Source organism: Pseudomonas sp. GW822-FHT03F04, assembly GCF_058801405.1.
Genome location: NZ_JBXANF010000013.1, coordinates 58,248 through 80,598, shown reverse-complemented (window position 1 = coordinate 80,598; position 22,351 = coordinate 58,248). Strand labels below are relative to the sequence as shown.

The following is a 22,351-nucleotide window of genomic DNA, read 5'->3' as shown; positions in this document are numbered from 1 at the left end:
CAGTCGGGGCGTTTTTTCGAGGATGCGGCCTCGGGTTACAGCTTAGCGGATACCGTCCTGGCCCAGGTTGCCTGGCTGGAATTCGCTTTTACTGGCAGAGAAGCCGAAGTCATACGCTGATTTCTCTTCGTTCTTCATGCCCAGTGCCAGATAGCGACCCGATTGCAGGTCATACAGGGTTTCCAGCGCGTACCACGGCACTTGCTTGTCGTAGTAGTCCTCGGCATGGGCCTCGGCAACGCGCCACAGCTGACCGCGACCGTCGTAATGGTCGATGACGGCTGCCTGCCAGGTATCTTCATCGATGAAGAAGTCACGTTTGGCGTAGATGTGACGTTGACCCGGTTTCAAGGTTGCCACCACGTGCCAGACGCGACGCAGCTCGTAACGAGCCAGGTCCTGATTGATGTGGCCGGCCTTGATGATGTCGGTGTACTTCAGAGTTGGCGAATCGATCTTGTAGCTGTTGTTGGCAATGTACATCTCTTTCTTGCCTTCAAGCTTCCAGTCATAACGATCCGGTGCACCGTTGTACATGTCCAGGTTGTCGGAGGTACGCAGACCGTCCGCCGCCGTGCCCGGACCGTCATAGGACACTTGTGGCGCCTGACGTACGCGACGCTGGCCGGTTGCATAAACCCAGGCCTTGCGCGGCTCCTTCACCTGGTCGAGGGTCTCGTGCACCAGCAGCACGGTACCTGCCAGACGAGCCGGCGCTGTCACTTTCTGCTTGAAGTAGAACAGCACGTTGCCCGGGTTGGCCGGATCGTAATCCTTCATCTTGTCGCGGAACACGAACTGGTCCTGGAAATACACCAGGCTGAACGAGCCGTTGGTCTGCGGCGTCGCCTGGGTCACCAGACGGGTCACGCTGCCACCGCGATAGCGAGTGATGTGGTTCCAGATGACTTCCAGACCGTCTTTCGGGATCGGGAACGGTACGGCAGTCTGGAAGTTTTCCAGACCGTTGCCACCGGCCACCAGCGTGGTGGTCGTGGCGTTTTTCCTGATGGCGGCGAACACGTCATCCGGCACGGTGGCACCGCGATGGGACGGGTAAACCGGCATCTTGAACGTGTCCGGGTAACGCTTGAACATCGCGTACTGGCCCGGCGCAAGCTTGTCCTTGTACTGGTCGACGTTCTGCGCGGTGATGGTGAACAGCGGTTTTTCACTGGCGTACGGATCGGACAGGAAGCCTTTGCTGTCGACGGTGCCGGCATTTTTCGCCAGCGGTTTCCAGGCCGGGATCGAACCGTCGGCGTTGCCCGCCATCTCGGCACCCATCGGGGTCAGGCTCTTGCCCAATTTGTCGGCCTCGGCGGCAGGGACCGCCGCCATCACGCTGGTCGCCAGCAGCGAAAGCCCCAGAACACCGGCATGGAACAGACTCTTTGTTATTTTCATATGGTTGTTCGTCCTGAAAAAACTGTGCTTAGAAGTTCACGCCAACACTGAGGGCAACGAAGTCGCGATCATCCACCGTGCTGTATTCGCCACCAAAGAAGTTGGTGTAGGCCAGGCTTGCGGTGTAAGTGTTCTGGTATTCGGCATCAAGCCCGAGGCTGATGGCCTTGCGGCCTTCCTCGAAGTTGCCGCCAGGGCCTGGGGAGTAACCCTTGACGTCGTGGGACCAGGCCACGTTCGGCTTCAGGTTCACGCCGGCGAACACGTCGCTGTAATCCCAGATGGCACGAGCGCGATAGCCCCAGGAAGTGGCGGTGGTGAAGCCGTTGTTGTCGCAATTGCTGGAGCGGTTGCTGGTCGAAGCGCCAGGGCCGGCACCGTTGATGGTCGAGGTGTTGAGGATCTGCGAGCAGGTATCCAGGCCGCCGGTCGCCGGCAGCTCACCCGGACCGAAGACCGGATCGCGGCCATAACGGGCCTCGGACTTGCTCTCGAGCCCGCCGACGTGAGTCACACCGACTTCACCCACCAGGGTCAGACGGTTGGCGCCCATCACCTGATCGAAGAAGTGCGTCAGGGTGGTCTGGAGCTGAGTGATTTCCTTGCGGTTGTAACCGTGCAGGTCCTGGCCTGGAACGCCATTGAGGATCGAGGCGTTGGTCAGCGCGCCGCCCAGCGGACGCACACCGGCGAACAGGATGTCGGTGGAGTTCAGTTGCACCGGCGCGTTCGGCCGGTAGCTGATCTCACCACTCCACGCCGTGCCGGTAGGCAGGGTGGTGGAGAAACTCAGACCGTAGAGACGAATGTCCTCTGGATACTCGATGAAATACTCGGAGTTACCCGCTACCACCAGAGGGCCCAATGCCTGGAACGGGCCCGGGAGCGCCTTGACGCCGTTATAGATCGACTGTGGCGCACCGGTAGCGCTGAAGATCGGCGCACGGCTGTGATAGTTCATGAAGTAGGCACCGAACTCGGTGGCCAGCGGATCGAACATGTACTTGGCGGACACGCCCCACTGCCCGCTGTCCCGCGCATTGCGGTTCGGGGAGCGACGCACCAGCACGCCTTCTTCGTTGACGTCGACATTGGCGGCTGCCAGCGGGCCGAGGGCAACACCCGGAATGGTCGAGCGCTTGTTCAGCACGCGCAGGTTGTCGTCGCAACCGGTGGTGACGATGTCAGGCTGGGAGAAGAACGTGCCGCAGTTGTCGGTCACGGTCTTCTGCCAGTCGATCTGGTAGAAACCTTCGGCCGACAGGTTTTCGGTGATGCTCTGGGACAGGTAGAACATGTTGACCGGGATCAGGCCTTCCTTGATCTCGGCGCCCGGACGGCGGAAGGCGGAAACGTCGATCGGGTTGATCGAGTTGATGCCGCCACCGATGAAGGTGCTTTCACCCCAGTTCACCACCTGCTTACCCAGACGCACCGAACCCGGCTCATCGGCAATGGAGTAGTTGTGGTAAACGAAGGCGTCGAGGATCTGGCCACCCGAAGAACGGGCTGCCACGTCGCGGTTATGGTTGCTGACGTCCTTGTATTCCAGATCCTGGTTCTGCAGCGCGAAGTCGTACCAGTATTTGCCCCGGACGAAGACACCGGTGTCGCCATATTTCAATTCGAGGTCGTGGATGCCCTTGAAGATCTTCGAGAAGGCTTGCCCGCTCTTGAAGTTCAAGTGACCGTCGTCGGAGGTCTGGGACAGGCCCCGGCCGCCGTTGTTGACACCAATAAGATCCTTGTTCGGCTGCTGGGTCGAAATACTCATGCCCAGGGAGAGCGAGGAGTCGAACTGGCCTTCGATTTCACCGACGTTGAAGCTGACGCCGAATGCGGGTCCGGCGAGCGTGGAGGCAAGACTGACCGCCAGAGGCAGTTTCGCCCGGCGCCAGAACTGGTTTACTGAGGTCATCGACGCTACTCCATGTGCATTATTGTTATGGCAGTGAGTACTTTTAAAAACGCCTGAAGGACCGGGCGCCAGAGGCCTCCCGAAATCACTTCAATGTTGCATTGCCCCGTTCTTAAAAATCCTTGAGCGGACTATAGCCAGCAGGTGGTACTGCTTGATCCCTCTAAAGTGTGATTTGCAGCTGCCGGCCACTCTGGAACAGTCCTTTCGCCAGTCCGACACATGTCGGCACGGCAAGGATGGCTGAAAATTCGGATTTAACAAGCCAAGCGCTTGCTTGGTGGGTCTGGCGCGCCGTTTTCGGCGCGCCAGGGGACACTCAGAGTGTCGAGAGGAAGGTGCTGTTATTGGCCTGCCATTCGGTGATGTCGAGGCGGATGCGCTTCTTGTCGAGCTTGCCGACACTGGTCTTGGGAATTTCAGTAACAAGGGCGATCTGACTCGGAATCGCCCACTTGCTCAGGTGCCCCAGTTCCACGAACGGCTTGAGGTGTTCCTTGAGCTCACGGGCCCCGATGGCGTGCCCTTCGCGGATCACCAGCAAGGCAAACGGGCGCTCGCCCCACTGCGGATCGGCGATGCCCACCACTGCTACTTCACGTACCGCGACGTGGCGACTGATCAGGTCTTCGAGGTCCAGCGAGGAAATCCATTCGCCACCGGTCTTGATCACGTCCTTGATCCGGTCGCGGATGTCGATCACACCCATGCTGTCGAGCGTGGCGACGTCCCCGGTGTGCAGCCAGCCGCCGGCCCACAGTTCGGCGCCCTTCTGCGGTTCGTTGAAATAGCCTTCGGTCAGCCACGGTGCGCGCAGCACCAGTTCGCCCTGGGTTTCGCCATCGGCCGGCAGGAAGTTGCCGTCGCCGTCGACGATGGCCGCTTCGACCAACGGTCCCGGCACGCCGGCCTTGATCCGGTAGGTGGTGCGTTCGTCTTCGGTGCCCGCCATCAGCTCGTCGTTCAGATGCGCGCACGAGACCAATGGCCCGGTTTCCGACATGCCGTAGGCGGCCGTCAGTTGAATGCCCTTGCTCTTGGCCGTTTCGTACAGCGTGCGATTGAGCGCGCTGCCGCCGATGACGATTTTCCAGCCGCCGAAATCAGTGCCTTGCGCGCCTTTGGCGTTGAGCAGCATTTGCAGGATGGTCGGCACGCAATGGGAGAAGGTGACCTTCTCTTTGCGCCACAGCTCGACGAGGAATTCCGGGTCGTAACGCCCCGGATAAACCTGCTTGAGCCCGAGCATGGTCGCCACGTAAGGCAGGCCCCAGGCATGCACATGGAACATCGGGGTGATCGGCATGTACACGTCGTTGGTGCCCAACAGCCGCACGCTGTCGATGGCGCCCATGATGGTCGACACGCCCATGGTGTGCAGCACCAGTTGCCGATGGGTGAAGTACACGCCTTTCGGATTGCCGGTGGTGCCCGTGGTGTAGAACGTGGTGGCGACCGAGTTTTCGTCGAAGTCCTGGAAGTCGTACTGCGGGCTCGCGGCCGCCAGCAACTGTTCGTACTCGCCGACCAGATTCGGCAGATCCGCGGTTTTTTCCGGCAGATCGGTCAGCAGCAGGGTTTTCTCCACCGTCGTCAGGTGCGGCGCGATGGCCTGGTACAGCCCGACGAACTCGCTGTTGACCAGCACAAAGCGGTCCTCGGCGTGATTCATGGTGTAGAGAATCTGTTCCGGCGACAGGCGCACGTTGATGGTGTGGATCACCGCGCCGATCATCGGAATGGCAAACATGCACTCCAGGTAGCGATGGCTGTCCCAGTCCATCACCGCCACGGTATCGCCGGCCTTCACGCCGGCCGCCGTCAGTACGTTGGCCAGTCGCGCGACGCGCTCGATCAGCGTCGGGTAGCTGTAGCGCAACTGGTCACGGTAGATGATCTCGCGGGTTTTCTCGTAACGGGCGCCCGACATCAGCAGCCGTTTAATCAGCAGTGGATACTGGTAGGCCCCTTCAGCGGGCGGAATAACGCGAGTCTGCAACATAAGAATCCCTTTTCTGACTGCACGGTGTTGGCGTTGGAGTTTTGTACTCTAGAACCCTTATACGCCAGCCAAATCAGCCAAAGGAATGATTTGCAGAGCCGTACAAATGCTAGCTTTGCGCCAGCATTTGCCGGTATTCGTCACCGATCAGGCCGTTTGCCCTACCGCCGCTTCGGAAGGTGTGCGTGGGAAAACCACAGCAGCGAGGAAAGTCAAAGCGCCAAAACCGGCCAGAATCAGGTAAAGCCCCACAAAACCATGGCGCGGTTCGACATAGGCAATCAGCGGAATCGCCGTCGCACTGGCACCGAACGATAAACAGTAACGCAAGGCAAATACCCGCGACTGCCATTGCGGCGCGACGAAGTTGGCGACCATCGAATCGTTCACCGTCACCTGGCCGAACACCACGAACATGAACGCCGCCCCGACGGCGATCACCGCCCAGCCCTCGACATAAGCCAGCGCGAACAGTAACGGCGCCTGACACAACGTCAGCGCGATAAACGGCCACTTCAGGCTGACGCGGTGCAACACCCGACCGATGCTCAACTGCGCAATCGCGCCAAAGGCGTAAGCCAGGCTGACCACCACACCAAGGGTTTGCGGTGAGGCGAACAGGTCATGCAACCGCTCCTGAAACAGTTTCGGATAGGTCATGGTGGTGGCGTTGAACACCACCCCGCCGGTGGCCGTGGCCAGCGCCAGCACACCAAACACCATGACCATCGAAATACGCTGGCCGCCGGCACCCTTGAGCGCGGTGTGCGGGCGCTTCGGAATCGGCTCCTCGCGCACCTGCAAGGCAAAACCGATCCCCAGCACGATCGCCACGGCACCCGGTAACAGAAATGCCGAGCGCCAGCCGAACTGCGCCACCAACAGCCCGGTGACCAGCGCCGAGAACGCCACGCCGAGGTTGCCCCACATGCCGTTGATACCGATCTCGCGCCCGCGATTCTGCGCGTAGGCCACCAGCATCGCCGTGCCGACCGGGTGATAGATCGCGGCAAAAATGCCGATCAGGGTCAGGCCGAGCACCAGCATCGTCGGGCTGTTACTGAGGCCAGTGAAGATTGCCGAGGCACCGATGCCGAAGAAAAACACCAGCATCATCCGCCGCCGGCTCCAGTGATCGCCCAGCCAGCCAGCCGGTAGCGAGCACGCGCCGAACGCGATGAAGCCACCCAGCGACAAGCCGATCAACGCGGCGTAGTCGAGGGCGAAGGCCTGGGTCATACCAAGCACGGCGGCAGGGAAAATCAGCATGAACATGTGATCGATCACATGGGCTGCGTTGATGTAGCGAATGACGTTTCTGGACTGGTTCATGACGGCACGCTTTACGTTGTAGTGAGCGCTCATGCTAAGTTGGCCGGAAAGCGCATTCCTGCCAACCAAGTCATCGAATCCGACATGTTGATCAGCCACTTCGAACACGGCCCGGTCAGTGCCTATCCCCGGGACTATCTGGACGGCTCGCACCAGCCGCTGCACCTGCACCGCGAGGCGCAATTGCTCTATGCCGTGAGCGGAGTGATGCGCGTGGTCACGGCGCAAGGTGCCTGGGTGCTTCCGCCGAGTCGTGCGGTGTGGATTCCGCCGGAAGTCGCCCATGAGATTTTCATGTCCGGCGATGTGCAGATGCGTTCATTGTTCATCGCACCCGAGCTGTCGCCGGCCAGCCTGCAACACTGTTGCGTGCTGGCAGTGACGCCGTTGCTGCGCGAACTGATCCTGCGCGCGGTGCAGGGCCCGCCCCACGCCGACAATCCGCTGATCCAGCAATTGATGCTGGAAGAACTGGCCGGACTCGAAAACCTGCCACTGCATATCCCGATGCCCGGCGACCGGCGCCTGCAAAACATTTGCCTGGCGCTGCTTCGCACCCCGGATCATCCCAACACCCTGGAAGACTGGGCGCAGCAGGTCGGCGCCAGCTCGCGGACCTTGGCGCGGCTGTTCCAGCTACAACTGAAGATGAATTTCAACGCCTGGCGCCAGCAACTGCGCCTGATGGAAGCCCTGCCCCGCCTGCTCGCCGGGGACAGCGTGCAGAGCGTGGCGCGGGATCTGGGTTACGGCAGCGCGCGGGCGTTCAGCGCGATGTTCCGCCGTTTGCTCGGGGACAATCCCCGGGAGTACCTCAACGCCCTGAATCAGCTCAGCTCGATCAATGCATCTCGGTGAACGCGAGTTTCACGCCGATGGCGATCAGCACGGCACCCATGGTGCGGTCGAACCAGTGGCCCATGCGGGCGAAACCGGCGCGCACGCGCTGTTGGCTGAACAACATCGCCACCAGACAGAACCAGGTTGCAGTCGCGGCGGCCAGGTAAAGCCCGTAACCGGCCTGTACCGCCAGCGGCGTGTGCGGGTTGATCACCACGGTGAACAGCGACAGGAAGAACAGCGTGGCTTTCGGGTTCAGGCCATTGGTCACGAAACCTGAGGTGAAGGCGCCACGGGCGGTGCGTTCGCCGGCCTCTTTGTGCAAATCGTCGGTCACGGCCGGTGCCGGTTGCGCGCGCAAGGCCTTGAAGCCGATGTACAGCAGGTAAGCGGCGGCGGCCCATTTCAGGGCGTTGAACAACACGATCGATTGGGAAACGATCAGGCCGATGCCCAGCAGCGAATAACCGACGTGCAGGAAAATCGCCGTGCCCACGCCCAGTGCCGTCCAGGTACCGGCGCGACGACCGTGGGTCACGCTCTCGCGCACCACCACGGCAAAGTCCGGGCCGGGGCTGGCGACGGCCAGCAGGTGGATCAGTGCAACGGTCAAGAACTCGGTCCAGTACATGGGGGCTCCTTTCGGCCAAGCGTAACGTTTTGTTTCATCTGGTAGGCTCGGCAGATTACGCCTTCCCTTCAAAGCACAACAGGTACAGTTGATGACGAACGCCCACCGCGCCGTATTCCTCGATCACCCTTCCCTGGATCTGGGCGACCTTGACCTCGAGCCGTTGCGCGCCTGCTTCAGCGACCTGCAACTGTTCGCCCAGACACTGCCTGCGCAGGTTGCCGAACGCCTGCAAGGCGCAACCGTGGCCATCAGCAACAAGATCCTGATCGATGCCGCCGCCATGGCTGCCAATCCACAACTGAAACTGATCCTGATCACGGCCACCGGCACCAACAATGTCGATCTGGCCGCCGCCCGCGCCCAGGGAATTACCGTGTGCAACTGCCAGGGTTACGGCACGCCATCGGTGGCGCAACACACGATCATGCTGTTGCTCAACCTCGCCACGCGCTTGGCCGATTATCAAAAAGCCGTCGGTGAAGGACGCTGGCAGCAGGCGAAACAGTTCTGCCTGCTGGATTATCCGATCGTCGAACTGGAGGGAAAAACCCTGGGCCTGCTCGGGCATGGCGAACTCGGCGGCGCGGTCGCGCGTCTGGCCGAAGCCTTCGGCATGCGCGTCCTGCTCGGACAGATTCCGGGGCGCCCGGCCCGGCCGGATCGCCTGCCGCTGGAAGAACTGCTGCCACAGATCGACGCCCTCACCCTGCACTGCCCGCTCAATGAACACACCCGGCATTTCATCGGTGCCCGCGAACTGGCGTCCATGAAACCCGGTGCCTTCGTGGTCAACACCGCCCGTGGCGGGCTGATCGACGAACAGGCCCTGGCCGATGCCTTGCGCAACGGTCATCTGGGTGGCGCGGCCACCGATGTGCTGAGCGTCGAGCCACCGACTAATGGCAATCCACTGCTGGCTGCCGACATCCCGCGCCTGATCGTCACCCCGCACAACGCTTGGGGCAGCCGCGAAGCCCGGCAGCGGATCGTGGGTCAATTGGTCGAAAACACCCAGGCGTTCTTCAGCGGTAAGGCGCTGCGGGTCGTCAGTTGATAAACTGCGGCACTTTTTTTCACAGGAGCAGTTATGGATCCGCGCAGTGAAGTACTGCTTCGTCAGGTCGAGTTATTCCAGGGTTCGCTGTTGTTGGCCGGTCTGCCCGCCGACGATCTGCTCGGGCGCCTGCCCAACGCCTTTGGCTGGTGCTGGCATGCCGGCGATCAGGCGGCGCTCGATGCGCGCTTTGAAGGCCGCAGCCACTTCGGCGTCAACGTGCCGGAGCGCGAGTTCGACAGCGCGGTGGTGTTCCTGCCCAAGTCCAAGGATTTGACCGACTACATCCTCAATGCCGTGGCTTCACGCCTGGCCGGGCGCGAAGTGTTTCTGGTCGGGGAAAAGCGCAGCGGCATCGAAGGTGCCTCCAAGCAGCTCAACCCGTTCGGCAAGCCGCGCAAGCTCGACAGCGCGCGTCATTGCCAGTTGTGGCAAGTGACTGTGGCCAACGCTCCAGAAGCCAAATCCCTGGAAAGCCTGGCGCAGACTTATGAGCTGCCACTGGCCGAAGGCCCGCTGAAAGTCATCAGCCTGCCGGGCGTCTTCAGCCATGGCCGACTGGATCGCGGCAGCGCCCTGCTGCTGGAGCATCTGGACAAACTGCCGAGCGGTCATCTGCTGGACTTCGGTTGCGGTGCCGGTGTGCTTGGCGCGGCGGTCAAACGTCGCTACCCGCACAATCAGGTCACGTTGCTCGACGTCGACGCCTTCGCTGCCGCCAGCAGTCGCCTGACTCTGGCAGCCAACAGTCTGGAAGCCGACGTGTTGACCGGTGACGGAATCGACGCCGCACCGATGGGATTGAACGCAATTCTGAGCAACCCGCCGTTCCATGTCGGCGTACACACCGACTATTTCGCCACAGAGAACTTGCTGCGAAAAGCAGCCAAACATCTGAAAAACGGTGGCGAACTGCGTCTGGTGGCGAACAGTTTCCTGAAGTACCAGCCGCTGATCGAAGAGCATCTGGGCGTGTGTGCGATCAAGGCCGAAGGCAATGGTTTCCGGATTTACCGGGCCAAGCGCGGCTGAAAATTAGCACTTGCCGAATGGATTCTGCCTAGGCAGAATCCGCTCCGTCCTAGGGGAGTAGTCTCCCACGAGCGCCATGCTCGTCCGGCATACGTCAACATACTTGATCCTCAGATCATGGCGTATGCGACCCAAGCGTCCGCATCAGACGGATCGCAGGGTTTGACAAGACCTATGACACGCACACCTTACCCGGGGCGGGAAGGCTGTACGTGTCATAGCCGTGTCGACCCGCCCCTTAGGAAATCCTGATGCTGGACTCGTTACTCGTTCCCACCGCAATCGTTGCCTTGGCCGAAATCGGCGACAAGACGCAACTGCTCGCGCTGATTCTCGCCGCTCGCTTTCGCAAACCCTGGCCGATCATTGCCGGTATCGTCGCTGCGACCCTGGCCAACCACGCGGCAGCCGGTGCGGTAGGCGCCTGGTTCGGCAGCTTCTTCTCCGATGCGGTCCTGCACTGGATTCTCGCCGCGAGCTTCACCGCCACCGCCCTGTGGACGCTGGTGCCGGACAAGATGGACGACGATGAAGCCAGCACCGCCCGCAAATTCGGGCCGTTCCTGACCACCCTGATCGCATTCTTCCTCGCGGAAATCGGCGACAAGACCCAGATCGCCACCGTGATGCTGGCCGCGCAATACCCGGAACTGTGGCTGGTGATCATCGGCACCACGCTCGGCATGTTGATTGCCAACGTACCGGTGGTTCTGGCGGGTAACTTTGCCGCAGACAAATTGCCATTGACCCTGATCCGTCGCCTCGCGGCTTCGGCGTTCATGATTCTGGCAATCGTCGCGGTGTACAAGGCGATGCAGAGCAGCGGCTGGGTCTGATCCGGCAGATCGCTCCCACACTCAGTGCGGGAGCGATCATTGCTTCAGGATTTTGGCGCTTTTTCGTAAAGCGGCATGACCTTCGGAATGGCCGCCTGCAACGAGGCGATCCGGCTGGAGGATGCCGGGTGAGTGCTCATGAACTCTGGTGGCGCGCCTTCGGACGCCTTGCTCATCTTGTTCCACAAGGTGATCGCGGCGTTCGGGTTGTAGCCGGCGCGAGCGGCCAGTTCCAGGCCGATCAGGTCGGCTTCGTTTTCGTTGGCACGGCTGTTGGGCAGCGTCATCCCGTAGTTGGCCACGGTGTCGGCCAGCGCCAGGCTGTCCTGACCCAGACCGAGCAACGCACCGGCGCCTTGCTTGGCCATCTCGATGCCATAGGCCTTGGACATTGCTTCACGACCGTGCTCGCGCAGGGCGTGGGCGATTTCATGACCCATGACCGCGGCGATTTCATCGTCGGTCAGTTTCAGGCTGTCGATCAGCCCGGTGTAGAAAATGATCTTGCCGCCAGGGCCGCAGTTGGCGTTGAGCTCGTCACTCTTGATCAGGTTCACTTCCCACTGCCACTGCGCGGCATCCGGACGGAAGTTCGGCGCCTGGGCGATCAGACGGTTGGCAATCGCCTGAACCCGCTTGGCTTCGTTGCTGGTCTTGTCCAGCACACCTTTGCTGGACGCCTCGCCAACGGTCTTCTGATAGGACTGGGCATACATCTGGTCGACCTCTTGCGAGGACAGCATGCTGAACATGTACTGCTTGCGTTCCACGCCCACGGCACCGCCGCTGGTGGTATTGACCGACTGACAACCGGCCAGCAACAGCGCCGCGCTCAGTGCACTTACAACCAAAGTCTTGTTCATTCAAAAGCTCCCTGAAAACATGCCGCGTATCCTAGGCGGGTAATTGTATCGACGCCAGATACAACAGACGTGATGCACCTGTTTTCAGAAGACACTCCTCAGCCCTGTAGGAAAAAATTCACATCCACCGACAAGCCCTCTGCAACTGCGTCGCGCACTGATCCATTTGCGACATCCACCGTCAATTGCTCGCACTTCGCCTCATGGCGCAATAGTGGCTGCCGATACAGCAGCGCAGATGTCCTCTTGCGTGCGGAGCTTCCATGAAATTCAAGTCGATCCAGTTTTCCGTGGCGGCCCTGGCCGGCGCCATCGTTCTCAGCGTGGTGGCTGCGTTGGTGCTGTATGCGCTGTTTTCCGGCGCCCGCACTCAAGAGATGGTCCAGCAGCGAACCCAGGCCCAGTTCGAACAAGTCATCGAACAACGCCTGACTTCGCTGGCACAGACCCAGGTCAGCCAGATCCAGCGCGAGCTGGAAGCGCCGCTGCTGATTGCCGGCGGACTGGTGCGGGTCAACGCCCTGCTCGGCACGCCCGGCGCCGATGGCCAGCCGCGACTGACCGTCAGCCGCGAGCAACTGATCAGCCTGATCAAGGAAAACGTCGAGAAAAACCCGAAGATTCTCGGCACCTACATCGGCTGGGAAAAGAACGCACTGGACCACAATGACGCGGCTTACGTCGGCACCAGCGTGGTCGGCATCGACGCCGCCAACGGGCGCTTCCTGCCGTGGTGGTTCCGCAACGAAGACGGCACCCTCGGCCTGGACAAACTGGTGGACGTCGACGACCAGAAAGTCCTGTCCACCGGCGTGCGCGCCAGCGAGTACTACCTGTGCTCGAAAGAAACCAGGAAATCCTGCGTGATCGATCCGGCGCCCTACAAGGTCGGCGACAAGATCGTCATGCTCGCGTCCTTCATTGAACCGATCATGCTCAACGGCGCGTTCCAGGGCATCGTCGGCGCCGACCTGTCGGTGAACTTCATTCAGGAAATGCTCCTGGGCGCGAACCAGAAACTGTACAGCGGCGCCGGGCAAATGGCCCTGATCGGCGGCAACGGCCGGATCGTTGCCTACACCAAGGACCCGAGCAAATTCGGCGAGAAGGTCAGCGACATCCTCGACGCCCAGCAGATTGCCAACATGGCCAATCTCAAGCGCGGCGAAGTGACCTACACCGTCAATAAGGATTCGGGCCGGATCGAACTGTACCTGCCATTCGGCATCGGCCAGACCGACGCACGCTGGACGCTGATGCTGCAACTGCCGCTCAACGCAGTGATGGCCGACCTGCAGAAACTCCAGGGTGACCTCGACGCCCAGCGCAAATCCGACACCTTCGGCATGGCCATGGTCGGCCTGATCATCGCCGGCCTCGGCCTGTTGGTGATCTGGCTGGTGGGCCACGGCATCGCCCGACCGCTGAAGCAAATGGTGACCATGCTCGATGACATCGCCCAGGGCGAAGGCGACCTGACCCGTCGCTTGAGCAGTGATCGCAAAGACGAACTCGGCTCAATCGCCAAAGGCTTCAACACCTTCCTCGCGAAGCTGCAGGCGATGATCACGCAGGTGGTGTCGTCGGTGCAGAGTGTCAGCGATTCCTCGGAGCACACGGCGGACATTGCGATCCGCACCAATATCGGCATACAGAAGCAGATGGCCGAGATTGATCAGGTCGCCACCGCCGTGCAGGAAATGACCGCCACCGCCCAGGACGTGGCGCGCAACGCGACCCAGGCGGCGCAAGCCGCCAGCCATGCCGATCAGGCCGCCAGCCAGGGCATGCAGATCGTGCGCGACACGTCGAATTCGATTGGCGTGCTGGCTGTGGAAATCAGCAAGGCGGTGGACGTGGTGCAGACGCTGGCCAAGGACAGCGAAAACATCAACGCGATCCTCATCGCCATTCGCGGGATCGCCGAGCAGACCAACCTGCTGGCCCTCAACGCGGCCATCGAGGCCGCCCGTGCCGGTGAGCAGGGTCGCGGATTTGCCGTGGTGGCCGACGAGGTGCGCAACCTGGCGCAGAAGACCCAGAAAGCCACCGAAGAAATCCAGAGCATGATCCAGCAACTGCAACAAGGCACCCGCGACGTAGTGCGGGTTATGGAAGACAGCCAGAACCGCACCGACGAAAGCGTGCAGCACGCGGCCAAGGCAGCCGAAGCGCTGGAGACCATCACCCAGGCGGTGTCGGTGATCAACGACATGAACACCCAGATCGCCAGCGCCGCCGAGGAACAGAGCGCGGTGGCCGACGACATCAACCGCAACGTGATCAACATCGGTCAGGTGGCGAATGAAGTGGCGGGGGGCGCGGACGAGTCGAGTTCGGCGAGTGCGGACCTGACCAAACTGGCGGAGCAGCAGCGGCGGTTGATCAATCAGTTCAAGGTCTGATCAATCAGGCCGGAGTCAGGCACTCCGGCCCGTTGAGCTTCGGATCATTGACCATGTTCGCCAGCACCCGCTCGCGCAAGGCGGCGGGTTCACTGGCGAGCAGGCCTTGCAGGACATGCAGCGGCGTCTCGGGATCGAGCCATGCCGCCTGCCCCGCTTCATCGAGAATCAACGGCCGGCGCTGACTGGCTGCTGGCTGTGTAATCACCGCCGTACTCAGCCACACCTGTTCCTGCACTGGATACGCTTCCCAGATCGCCGCAAAAAACAGTGAAGAACCCTCCCCCGGCGTCAGCCAGTACGGGCGCTTGCGTGTGGTGCCGCGCCATTCGTAGAAACCGTTGGCCGGCAGCAGGCAACGGCGCAGGCGCAGGGCTTCGCGGAACATCGGTTGTTCGGCGACGGTTTCGGCCCGGGCATGGGCCGGCGTACGCGACAGATCGGTCAGCCACGGAGGCGTCAGCCCCCAACGGGCGCGGGCCAGCGTGCGCTGGCCATCGGCTTCGGCACGCAGTATCAATACCGAATCGTTGGGGGAAATGTTCCACTGCGCCAACTGATCGGCGGGAAAACCTGGCAGCGCCGCGAATTCGCGGTTCCAGCGAAACAGGGCATAACGTCCACACATGGGGCAGCACGACTCAAGACTAAAACGAACGCCAGCCTAACAGACCAGCGTACCGGGGAAGCTCTCCGGTTCATCGCCGGGCAGCGGCAGCGCGGCATTGTACGCGCTGATCAGTTCGCGGGCGTATTCGGCCTGATCGTTCTCGACCGACAGCCCGAGCAGGCCAAAGATCGGCAGCTCGCCCGTGCCACCGAGCAAATCGCGCCCGACCAGATGCGCCTCGATGCCTTCGCTGGCGAGCATGCCCTTGAGCATCTCGCCCTCCATCAGGTTTTCCGGCTCGTAGATTCGCTGCATGAGCGCACCTCACTCGTTTTCGCTGAAGACTTCCAGAAACCAGTCCTGACCATCGACCTGCAGGACAAAGGTGATCGGCCGGCAACACACCTGACAGTCTTCGATATAGGTCTGATCGCCCCCCGACAGATCCACGGACGTCTCGACCTCTTCACCACAATACGGACATTCATATACTGCGCTTTCCAGCATCGCGGTCTCCCGGGTGACTTGTGCGTATAATCGCCGGTCTATTTGCAGGGCTATTTTTGTCTGGCTACTTTTTCAGACCGTGCCCCGTTGGTTTTCGATCAAAACCTTTACTTACCCTAGCCGTTTCCAACAAGAGAGCATGATGGGCGAATTCGATGCCATCCGACCTTACGACGACAGCGAAGTACCTGCGGTACTGGCAAGACTGCTCGGCGACAAGGCGTTTCTAGATATCCTCACCCACTTCCGCTTCCCGCGTTTCGCCGGTGCCTTCGGCTGGATGCTCAAACCACTTATAGCCCATCGGCTGCGTCGTGAGTTCGCCGACGTGACATCGGTGGCGACTTTGCAGGACAAGGTCGAGTTCTACGTCGACCACACCATCGAGCGCGCCACCGACGGCGTGACCTACACCGGTGTCGAGCAATTCAAGTCCGGCAGCGCTTATCTGTTCATCGCCAACCACCGCGACATCGTGATGGACCCGGCCTTCGTCAACTATGCGGTGTACCACGCCGGCCTGCCGACCCCGCGCATCGCAATTGGCGACAACCTGCTGCAAAAGCCGTTCGTCAGCGACCTGATGCGCTTGAACAAGAGCTTCATCGTTCACCGTTCGATCACCGGGCGCCGCGAGAAAATGGCCGCTTATCAACTGCTGTCGGCCTACATCAACCACTCGATCCGCAACGATTGCGCCTCGATCTGGATCGCCCAGGCCGAAGGCCGCGCGAAGGACGGCGACGACCGTACCGAGTCGGCGATCCTCAAGATGTTCCACATGAGCCGCAAGGACGAGCCGTTCGGCGAGGTCATCCAGTCGCTGAACCTGACCCCGGTGTCGATCAGCTACGAATACGATCCGTGCGACCAGGCCAAGGCCCGTGAGCTGTACATCCGCGCCACCACCGGCACCTACAGCAAGGCGCCGGGCGAGGATGACGTGAGCATCGCCAAGGGCATCACCGGCTACAAGGGTCGGGTGCACGTGAACTTTGCCGCGCCGATCAGCGAATTGTTCGAAGACACCAAGCAATTGGCAGTCGAGATGGACAAGCAGATTCTCGGCGGCTACCGGTTGTTCCCGGTGCATTACCTGGCGTACGCGCAGTGGGCGGATGCTGATCCGCAACTGAATGTGCCGAAGGCTACCGAGGTGTTCGGCGCCGAGGAACTGGCCAAGGCCCAGGAAGAATGGCAGAACCGGTTGGACGCCTGCCCTGAGGAGCACCGTCCGTATCTGGTGCTGCAATATGCGACGCCGGTGCGCAATCAGTACCGGGTCAAGGCTGGTTTGCCGCTGTAAGCGGTTTCGGCCGGATACAAAAACGGCGCCTTCGGGCGCCGTTTTTCGTTCAGTAGCGGGTACTGATCCAGGACACCAGCAACGCCAGGCCCAGACAGGCAAAGCCGAAGCGGTAGAAGAAGCGATTCATGCGCAGGGTCGCCCAATCCAGCACTGGCTCCTGATCGGGCCGGCTTTGACGCTGGGCCGCGATACTGGCCATCGCTCGTTGTTCACGGCGACGGGTCGCGTGCAGCAGCCAACTGCCCGGGAAAGCCAACAGCAGGGCCAGCAGGTTGATCAGTTTGGCGGGATGGGCGGTAAACAGCGTCATCAAGTGCAGCGACATCACAGACCTCAATCTAAACCGGAATGGCGAACGCCAGACCGACGACCGCGGCGCGGATTCTACCGAAACCCTCCCCCGCAGCCCTACCCTTTACGACAAATAACGCAGCAATCGACCGATGGCTGTCCTGTGTCACGGCATCGTCATTTGTTTCGGCCACCCTGCGCGCCTCGAAACGTAAACGGAATGCGACATGCTTCACGCTGAAAACCAGGATCGCCTGTACCTCATCTCCCCGTCCGACGAACAACAGACCCTCGTCGGCAGCCTGGCCTTCAATGTTCAGGACCGTCACTGGCTGGTGTATTGCGCTCTCGGCGGGCACCAGCATGCGGACTTGCCCGAGACCGACCTGCTGACCGGCGTCAGCGTTCTCGACTTCTATTCGCAAGCCGCCTGAACGAAAAAAGCCCGGGGCCATCACTGGCCCCGGGCTTTTTCACATCTGGCGAACGCCTTATTCAGCGAGGATCTGACCCACGGTCGGATCCTTGAACAGACGGGTCAGCGCATCGCTCAGCACATCGCTGACCAGTTTGGTGTTGGTTTCCTGATTCGGCGCCATGCCGAAACGCTGGTCCAGCGACGCGCCGTAACGGCCGCTGTAGCGACGGTTGCCGCTCTGCACATCGGAACGGAAGGTCGCGCCGATGGTGGCCTCGGTCACGTACATGCCTTCTTTCGGCGACTGGTATTTCAGTTCAGTCAGGGTCACGGTCAGTTGTGGAGCATTCATCGCACCGTTGGACGGGGTAAAGCCCAGCAGACGCACGGCCGCTTCGGCCTGAGCCTGCAACTTCGGCAGAATCTGCTCGCGCTGTACGGTGATGGCGCTGGTTTCCGGGTACAGGCCACCGCGGGTGCCCAGGGTTGGCGACGGACGACCGTCGACCACGCGGACCACGACAGGCTGGCCGTGGCCGACCGGTGCCAGCTGAGTGGTCAGCTTCGGTTCCGGGCTCAGTTGTTGCGGGCTGTGGGCGCAGCCAACCAGGGTCAAACTGGTCACAGTGATCAAACCGAACAACAGGCGTTGCAACATGCTCTTCTCTCCAGAATCAGGCACAGACAGGCCCGCAGTATAGCGGTGGGCCACAGCGGGTCACCAGCACTGAAATCTCTGACAAACCCCGGCGCACGCGGTTCCTGTCACAGATTGTTCACCGCCCTTACATGTTCGCTTCACGGTCTTTTGACAATCTTCGTCACAGATCTCCAGAAGGAACACACACCATGCGCTATCTGATCTCGTTGTTCGCTCCACGTCCGCTGCACCGCAGCTTCGCCCTGCTCGACCACAAAGGCCATTGCCAGGCTTTCAAACAGTGCAGCCTGCAGCCAATGGGTGACGGTTGGGTCGAAATCGAGGAAATCCGCCTCAACTGGTTGCACCAGCCTCTGCCTGCCAGCGCCCGGGTCGAACAGCACCGCCCTCGCGCACGCGCCCAGGCGATGTTGAGCATCTGACCGGATGCCTAATAAAAGTCATTAAACTCGACCAACTCCCCGCATTTCTTCGATACAATCTCCCCCCGATTATAAGGACGTCTCCTGATCGGGCCCCGCAACAGCGTCAATGCGCTTGCATTGGCATCAAAATCGCCCACAGAGAGCCGCCCACACAGATCGAGTGAAGCTGGCGTGCTTGCTGTTTCCCTGGCAAATCCCCGCTTTTCGCGAATCTGCAGAGCTGTCATGACGCTCGGTCACTGAGTTGTTTGCCCGTTTTGCCTGCCCATGTATCGCGTGGCGGCAATCCTTCCGGGCACGGTGCCTGGCCCGGACAGCCCTTTTTTGAGGTTCACGTCTTCAAAAGAGCGTGAAAAAAACGGGTTTTCACAACTTCACAAGAGTGTGGCGAGCAAATGAATAGTTTTGCGTCTGAACATGCACCATTAGCGTCTGAAACAGCCCAACGACACAGGAACGGGTACGCCTCGAATACCGGAGCCTGAAGCCTGTCCGCTACGGATTTGGTTGCACAAACGGATGTCTCGACCATAAGTCGAATTGCCAGCCCCGTGCTGAAATGAGTTCATGTGACTCTTGAAGCCAGGCCGCACGCATCCGTCGAAGTTGCGAAAAATTGCGAAGATTCGGACATGGCAAACCTGGCCATGGGTTCCTGGGGCGCCACTGACCTGCCCCGGATACCTGGCAGCCATGCCGACAATTTGGTGCTGCAGATTTTGGAGACGCGTTAAATGGCGCATAACGAAGCAGTCGACGTAGTTCTGGTTGGGGCCGGCATCATGAGTGCCACCCTTGCAGTCCTGCTCAAAGAGCTCGACCCGGCGATCAAGCTGGAAGTCGTCGAGCTGATGGATTCCGGTGCCGCGGAGAGTTCCAACCCGTGGAACAACGCCGGTACCGGCCACGCCGGCCTGTGCGAGCTGAACTACACGCCGCAGGCTGCCGACGGCACCGTCGACATCAAGAAAGCCGTGCACATCAACACCCAGTTCGAGGTGTCGAAGCAGTTCTGGTCGTACCTGACCAGGAAAGGCACGTTCGGCTCGTGCAAATCCTTCATCAGCCCGGTGCCGCACCTGAGCTACGTCGAAGGCGAAAAAGGCGTTTCATTCCTCAAGGAACGCTTCAACGTGCTGCACAAGCACCACGCCTTCGCCGACATGGAATACACCGAAGACAAGGCGAAGATGGCCGAGTGGATGCCATTGATGATGCCGGGCCGTCCGAAAGACCAGGTGCTCGCCGCCACTCGCGTGATCAATGGCACCGACGTCAACTTCGGCGCGCTGACCAATCAGTTGCTCAAGCACCTGACCAGCGCACCGGATGCCCAGGTCAAGTACTGCAAGCGCGTGACCGGGCTGAAGCGTAACGGCAACGGTTGGACCGTCAGCATCAAGGACGTCAACAGTGGCAGCAGCCGCGAAGTCGACGCCAAATTCGTTTTCCTTGGCGCCGGTGGCGCGGCCCTGCCGCTGCTGCAAGCCTCGGGCATCGAAGAAAGCAAAGGCTTCGGTGGCTTCCCGATCAGCGGCCAGTGGCTGCGTTGCGACAACCCGGAAGTGGTCAAGCATCACCAGGCCAAGGTCTACAGCCAGGCTGCGGTAGGTTCGCCACCGATGTCGGTGCCGCACCTGGACACCCGCGTGGTCGATGGCAAGAAGTCCCTGCTGTTCGGGCCATACGCCGGTTTCACCACCAAGTTCCTCAAGCACGGCTCCTTCATGGACCTGCCGCTGTCGGTTCGCGCCGGCAACATCGGCCCGATGCTGGCCGTGGCGAAGAACAACATGGACCTGACCAAGTACCTGGTCAGCGAAGTGATGCAGTCGATGGAACAGCGTCTGGAATCCCTGCGTCGTTTCTACCCCGAGGCGAAAGCCGAAGACTGGCGCCTGGAAGTGGCCGGCCAACGGGTGCAGATCATCAAGAAAGACCCGAAAAAAGGCGGCATCCTGCAGTTCGGTACCGAACTGGTGGCCGCGAAGGACGGCTCCCTCGCCGCCCTGCTCGGCGCTTCGCCAGGTGCTTCGGTGACCGTTTCGATCATGCTGGAACTGATCGAGAAATGCTTCCCGGCCAAGGCCAAGGGTGAGTGGGCTGCCAAACTGGCGGAAATCTTCCCGGCCCGTGAAAAGGTCCTGGAAACCGACGCTGCGCTGTATCGCAAGATCAACGCGCACAACAACGTCGCGCTGGAACTGGTTGCAGCCAGTAACGAGACCGAAAGCTACGCCTGATTCGGCTCCATGAAAAACGCCCCGCACTCAGTGAGTGCGGGGCGTTTTTTTATGCCTCGGGAAAACCGCGGGCAATCAGCCGCGGGCCTTCTCGATCAGCTCGATGTATTCCGGTGCGTTGCGTTGATCGCGGATCTGGTCGACGAAGGTCTTGCCGTGCTCGTCTTTACCGTCCACGTCATAACCGGCGGCAACGAAGAAGGTCAGGAAGCGCTCGAAATCGTCGATGCGCAGGCCACGGTAGGCCTTGACCAGTTTGTGCAGCGACGGCGAGGTGGCGTCGACCGGCTCAAAATCGAGGAACAGCTTGATCTGCTCATCGCCGATCTCGTCACCAATCACTTGCTTCTTATCTTTACGCATTGCCGACTCCAGCTCGCAGACATTTCACGGGGCGGGCAGTTTACCCCCGCCCGGGCACAGGGCTCAACGCGCACGCGTGCTGCCGGTGTGCAGATCGGCCCAGATGTGGCCGTTGGCGTAGGTCAGGAACTGGCAGTACACCGTTTCGTTGCGCAACAGATCGATCACCACCCGGTACTGGGCCAACGGATAGAAGAGCGTCAGGGTCTTGCTCTTGTCGTCATACACCGGCTTTTTCAGGCTTTTGCTTTCGCCGTCAAAACTGACCAGTACCTGGTTGATCGTCGCGCCCTTGTTCAGCGACTTGCCCTTGAGGCGGATCATCAACGGCGACGTGACCGGAATCGGCTGCTGATTGGACTGACGCTGGGCACCGACCACCACGGAATAGTCGGTGACCTGCAACAGTTGCTGCTGCTCGGGTTCGGCATCGCGCAGAGTGAGGTCGTCGGGCGGCAGGAATTGGCTGTGCATCGGGGCGGCGGCCAGGGGCAGGCTGAGGGTCAGCAACAGGGCGGCGCAGCTGCGGATCAAGAGGCTCATGACAGGCTCCGGAGGGCGGGGCCGAGCACTTTAGCAGTCTTTAAAAGCAAAAGATCGCAGCCTTGGGCTGCGATCTTTCAAGGGGCTCTTACATGCCTTTGACGGCGAAGATCCCGTTGGCGTTGCGCCAGTAGCCTTTGTAGTCCATGCCGTAACCGAAGATGTAACGGTCGATGCATGGCAGACCGACGAAGTCTGCTTTCAGGTCAGGACGGGCCTTGCGGTCGTGGTCCTTGTCGATCAGCACGGCGGTGTGCACTTTGCGCGCGCCAGCGTGTTTGCAGAAGTCGATGATGGCGCCCAGGGTGTGACCTTCGTCGAGGATGTCGTCGATGATCAGCACGTCGCGGTCGATGAACGAGACTTCAGGTTTGGCTTTCCAGAACAGGTCGCCGCCGCTGGTTTCGTTGCGATAGCGGGTGGCGTGCAGGTAGGACGCTTCCAGCGGGAACTGCAGATGGGTCAGCAGCTTGCCGGAGAAAATCAGCCCGCCGTTCATCACACAGAACACCACCGGGTTGCTCTCGGCCAGTTGTTCGTTGATTTGTGCACCGACGCGGGCAATGGCAGCCTCGACTTCAGCTTCGGTGTACAGGCAGTCAGCCTCTCGCATGATTTGACGGATATGCTCGAGATCAGCGGACATGGCGCTCTCCAA

Annotated in this window: 23 protein-coding genes and 1 riboswitch; of the genes, 9 read left to right on the top strand and 14 right to left on the bottom strand. The window is 60.8% G+C overall.

Annotation, left to right across the window (positions count from 1 at the left end; translation table 11 throughout):
• Positions 1 to 42: 42 nt before the first annotated feature.
• The 4 genes from AC1RMX_RS26505 to AC1RMX_RS26490 form a co-directional block, all read right to left on the bottom strand.
• Positions 43 to 1,407 carry a DUF1329 domain-containing protein gene (locus AC1RMX_RS26505; RefSeq protein WP_096822787.1) on the bottom strand — a complete coding sequence of 455 codons (1,365 nt, stop codon included), beginning with the start codon at positions 1,405 to 1,407 and terminating at the stop codon, positions 43 to 45.
• A 28-nt stretch (positions 1,408 to 1,435) separates the two neighbouring features.
• Entirely contained in the window at positions 1,436 to 3,325 is a 1,890-nt protein-coding gene (locus AC1RMX_RS26500; protein ID WP_096822786.1) for a DUF1302 domain-containing protein, read from the bottom strand.
• Positions 3,326 to 3,644: 319 nt separating this feature from the next.
• A complete protein-coding gene (locus AC1RMX_RS26495) occupies positions 3,645 to 5,327 on the bottom strand; it encodes a fatty acid--CoA ligase (RefSeq protein ID WP_096822785.1) in 1,683 nt (560 codons plus the stop codon).
• 147 nt (positions 5,328 to 5,474) lie between these two features.
• Positions 5,475 to 6,659: an MFS transporter gene (locus tag AC1RMX_RS26490; RefSeq protein ID WP_192558964.1), complete on the bottom strand. Its 1,185-nt coding sequence runs from the start codon at positions 6,657 to 6,659 to the stop codon at positions 5,475 to 5,477.
• 84 nt (positions 6,660 to 6,743) lie between these two features.
• Between AC1RMX_RS26490 and AC1RMX_RS26485 the strand changes: the two genes are divergently transcribed.
• The gene (locus tag AC1RMX_RS26485) at positions 6,744 to 7,517 is read left to right on the top strand and encodes an AraC family transcriptional regulator (RefSeq protein ID WP_493073519.1); all 774 of its coding nucleotides are present in this window, start codon (positions 6,744 to 6,746) and stop codon (positions 7,515 to 7,517) included.
• Here the strand turns inward: AC1RMX_RS26485 and AC1RMX_RS26480 are convergent.
• Positions 7,501 to 8,130 (bottom strand): LysE family translocator, encoded by a 630-nt coding sequence (locus AC1RMX_RS26480; protein WP_096822784.1) that lies wholly within the window; start codon positions 8,128 to 8,130, stop codon positions 7,501 to 7,503. The two genes, AC1RMX_RS26485 and AC1RMX_RS26480, sit on opposite strands and share 17 nt — an antisense overlap.
• Before the next feature lie 91 nt (positions 8,131 to 8,221).
• Between AC1RMX_RS26480 and AC1RMX_RS26475 the strand changes: the two genes are divergently transcribed.
• The 3 genes from AC1RMX_RS26475 (at position 8,222) to AC1RMX_RS26465 (ending at position 11,055) form a co-directional block, all read left to right on the top strand.
• Complete coding sequence (locus AC1RMX_RS26475) at positions 8,222 to 9,187, top strand: 2-hydroxyacid dehydrogenase (RefSeq protein WP_096822783.1); 966 nt, start codon at positions 8,222 to 8,224, stop codon at positions 9,185 to 9,187.
• 33 nt (positions 9,188 to 9,220) lie between these two features.
• A complete protein-coding gene (locus tag AC1RMX_RS26470; protein WP_493073518.1) occupies positions 9,221 to 10,219 on the top strand; it encodes a methyltransferase in 999 nt (332 codons plus the stop codon).
• Positions 10,220 to 10,258: 39 nt separating this feature from the next.
• Positions 10,259 to 10,383, top strand: a riboswitch (yybP-ykoY riboswitch).
• Between the two features lie 87 nt (positions 10,384 to 10,470).
• The gene (locus tag AC1RMX_RS26465; RefSeq protein WP_096822781.1) at positions 10,471 to 11,055 is read left to right on the top strand and encodes a TMEM165/GDT1 family protein; all 585 of its coding nucleotides are present in this window, start codon (positions 10,471 to 10,473) and stop codon (positions 11,053 to 11,055) included.
• A gap of 44 nt (positions 11,056 to 11,099) precedes the next feature.
• On the opposite strand, the gene AC1RMX_RS26460 is transcribed toward AC1RMX_RS26465, so the two are convergent.
• Complete coding sequence (locus AC1RMX_RS26460; RefSeq protein ID WP_096822780.1) at positions 11,100 to 11,918, bottom strand: M48 family metallopeptidase; 819 nt, start codon at positions 11,916 to 11,918, stop codon at positions 11,100 to 11,102.
• 263 nt (positions 11,919 to 12,181) lie between these two features.
• Here AC1RMX_RS26460 and AC1RMX_RS26455 point away from each other — a divergent pair, with 263 nt between their 5' ends.
• Complete coding sequence (locus AC1RMX_RS26455; RefSeq protein WP_096822779.1) at positions 12,182 to 14,323, top strand: methyl-accepting chemotaxis protein; 2,142 nt, start codon at positions 12,182 to 12,184, stop codon at positions 14,321 to 14,323.
• A 4-nt stretch (positions 14,324 to 14,327) separates the two neighbouring features.
• Here AC1RMX_RS26455 and AC1RMX_RS26450 read toward each other — a convergent pair whose 3' ends face one another.
• Genes AC1RMX_RS26450 through AC1RMX_RS26440 form a run of 3 tightly spaced genes read right to left on the bottom strand, consistent with a single transcriptional unit; the run spans position 14,328 to position 15,440 of the window.
• Positions 14,328 to 14,951, bottom strand: a complete 624-nt coding sequence (locus AC1RMX_RS26450; RefSeq protein ID WP_493073517.1) for an SOS response-associated peptidase — start codon at positions 14,949 to 14,951, stop codon at positions 14,328 to 14,330.
• Positions 14,952 to 14,987: 36 nt separating this feature from the next.
• Positions 14,988 to 15,248, bottom strand: coding sequence for a putative signal transducing protein (locus tag AC1RMX_RS26445; RefSeq protein ID WP_085709319.1), 261 nt, complete (start codon positions 15,246 to 15,248; stop codon positions 14,988 to 14,990).
• Positions 15,249 to 15,257: 9 nt separating this feature from the next.
• Positions 15,258 to 15,440, bottom strand: a complete 183-nt coding sequence (locus AC1RMX_RS26440) for a CPXCG motif-containing cysteine-rich protein (protein WP_096822777.1) — start codon at positions 15,438 to 15,440, stop codon at positions 15,258 to 15,260.
• A gap of 142 nt (positions 15,441 to 15,582) precedes the next feature.
• Here AC1RMX_RS26440 and AC1RMX_RS26435 point away from each other — a divergent pair, with 142 nt between their 5' ends.
• Positions 15,583 to 16,746: a 1-acyl-sn-glycerol-3-phosphate acyltransferase gene (locus tag AC1RMX_RS26435; RefSeq protein ID WP_176504904.1), complete on the top strand. Its 1,164-nt coding sequence runs from the start codon at positions 15,583 to 15,585 to the stop codon at positions 16,744 to 16,746.
• A gap of 49 nt (positions 16,747 to 16,795) precedes the next feature.
• Here AC1RMX_RS26435 and AC1RMX_RS26430 read toward each other — a convergent pair whose 3' ends face one another.
• Positions 16,796 to 17,074, bottom strand: coding sequence for a hypothetical protein (locus tag AC1RMX_RS26430; RefSeq protein WP_096822775.1), 279 nt, complete (start codon positions 17,072 to 17,074; stop codon positions 16,796 to 16,798).
• Between the two features lie 193 nt (positions 17,075 to 17,267).
• Here AC1RMX_RS26430 and AC1RMX_RS26425 point away from each other — a divergent pair, with 193 nt between their 5' ends.
• Positions 17,268 to 17,474, top strand: coding sequence for a hypothetical protein (locus AC1RMX_RS26425; RefSeq protein ID WP_039766399.1), 207 nt, complete (start codon positions 17,268 to 17,270; stop codon positions 17,472 to 17,474).
• Positions 17,475 to 17,531: 57 nt separating this feature from the next.
• Here the strand turns inward: AC1RMX_RS26425 and AC1RMX_RS26420 are convergent, their stop codons facing one another.
• On the bottom strand, positions 17,532 to 18,116 hold the full coding sequence (locus AC1RMX_RS26420) for a YajG family lipoprotein (protein ID WP_096822774.1): 585 nt from the start codon (positions 18,114 to 18,116) through the stop codon (positions 17,532 to 17,534).
• Positions 18,117 to 18,307: 191 nt separating this feature from the next.
• Here AC1RMX_RS26420 and AC1RMX_RS26415 point away from each other — a divergent pair, with 191 nt between their 5' ends.
• Together AC1RMX_RS26415 and mqo are read left to right on the top strand one after the other, a co-directional pair.
• A complete protein-coding gene (locus AC1RMX_RS26415) occupies positions 18,308 to 18,541 on the top strand; it encodes a hypothetical protein (RefSeq protein WP_096822773.1) in 234 nt (77 codons plus the stop codon).
• A gap of 737 nt (positions 18,542 to 19,278) precedes the next feature.
• A complete protein-coding gene (gene mqo, locus AC1RMX_RS26410) occupies positions 19,279 to 20,787 on the top strand; it encodes a malate dehydrogenase (quinone) (protein WP_096822772.1) in 1,509 nt (502 codons plus the stop codon).
• 75 nt (positions 20,788 to 20,862) lie between these two features.
• On the opposite strand, the gene AC1RMX_RS26405 is transcribed toward mqo, so the two are convergent.
• The 3 genes from AC1RMX_RS26405 to AC1RMX_RS26395 form a co-directional block, all read right to left on the bottom strand.
• Positions 20,863 to 21,150, bottom strand: coding sequence for a PA4642 family protein (locus AC1RMX_RS26405; protein WP_007951679.1), 288 nt, complete (start codon positions 21,148 to 21,150; stop codon positions 20,863 to 20,865).
• A 63-nt stretch (positions 21,151 to 21,213) separates the two neighbouring features.
• Entirely contained in the window at positions 21,214 to 21,693 is a 480-nt protein-coding gene (locus AC1RMX_RS26400) for a hypothetical protein (RefSeq protein WP_102621231.1), read from the bottom strand.
• 88 nt (positions 21,694 to 21,781) lie between these two features.
• A complete protein-coding gene (locus tag AC1RMX_RS26395) occupies positions 21,782 to 22,339 on the bottom strand; it encodes a hypoxanthine-guanine phosphoribosyltransferase (RefSeq protein ID WP_493073514.1) in 558 nt (185 codons plus the stop codon).
• Between the last annotated feature and the right edge of the window lie 12 nt (positions 22,340 to 22,351).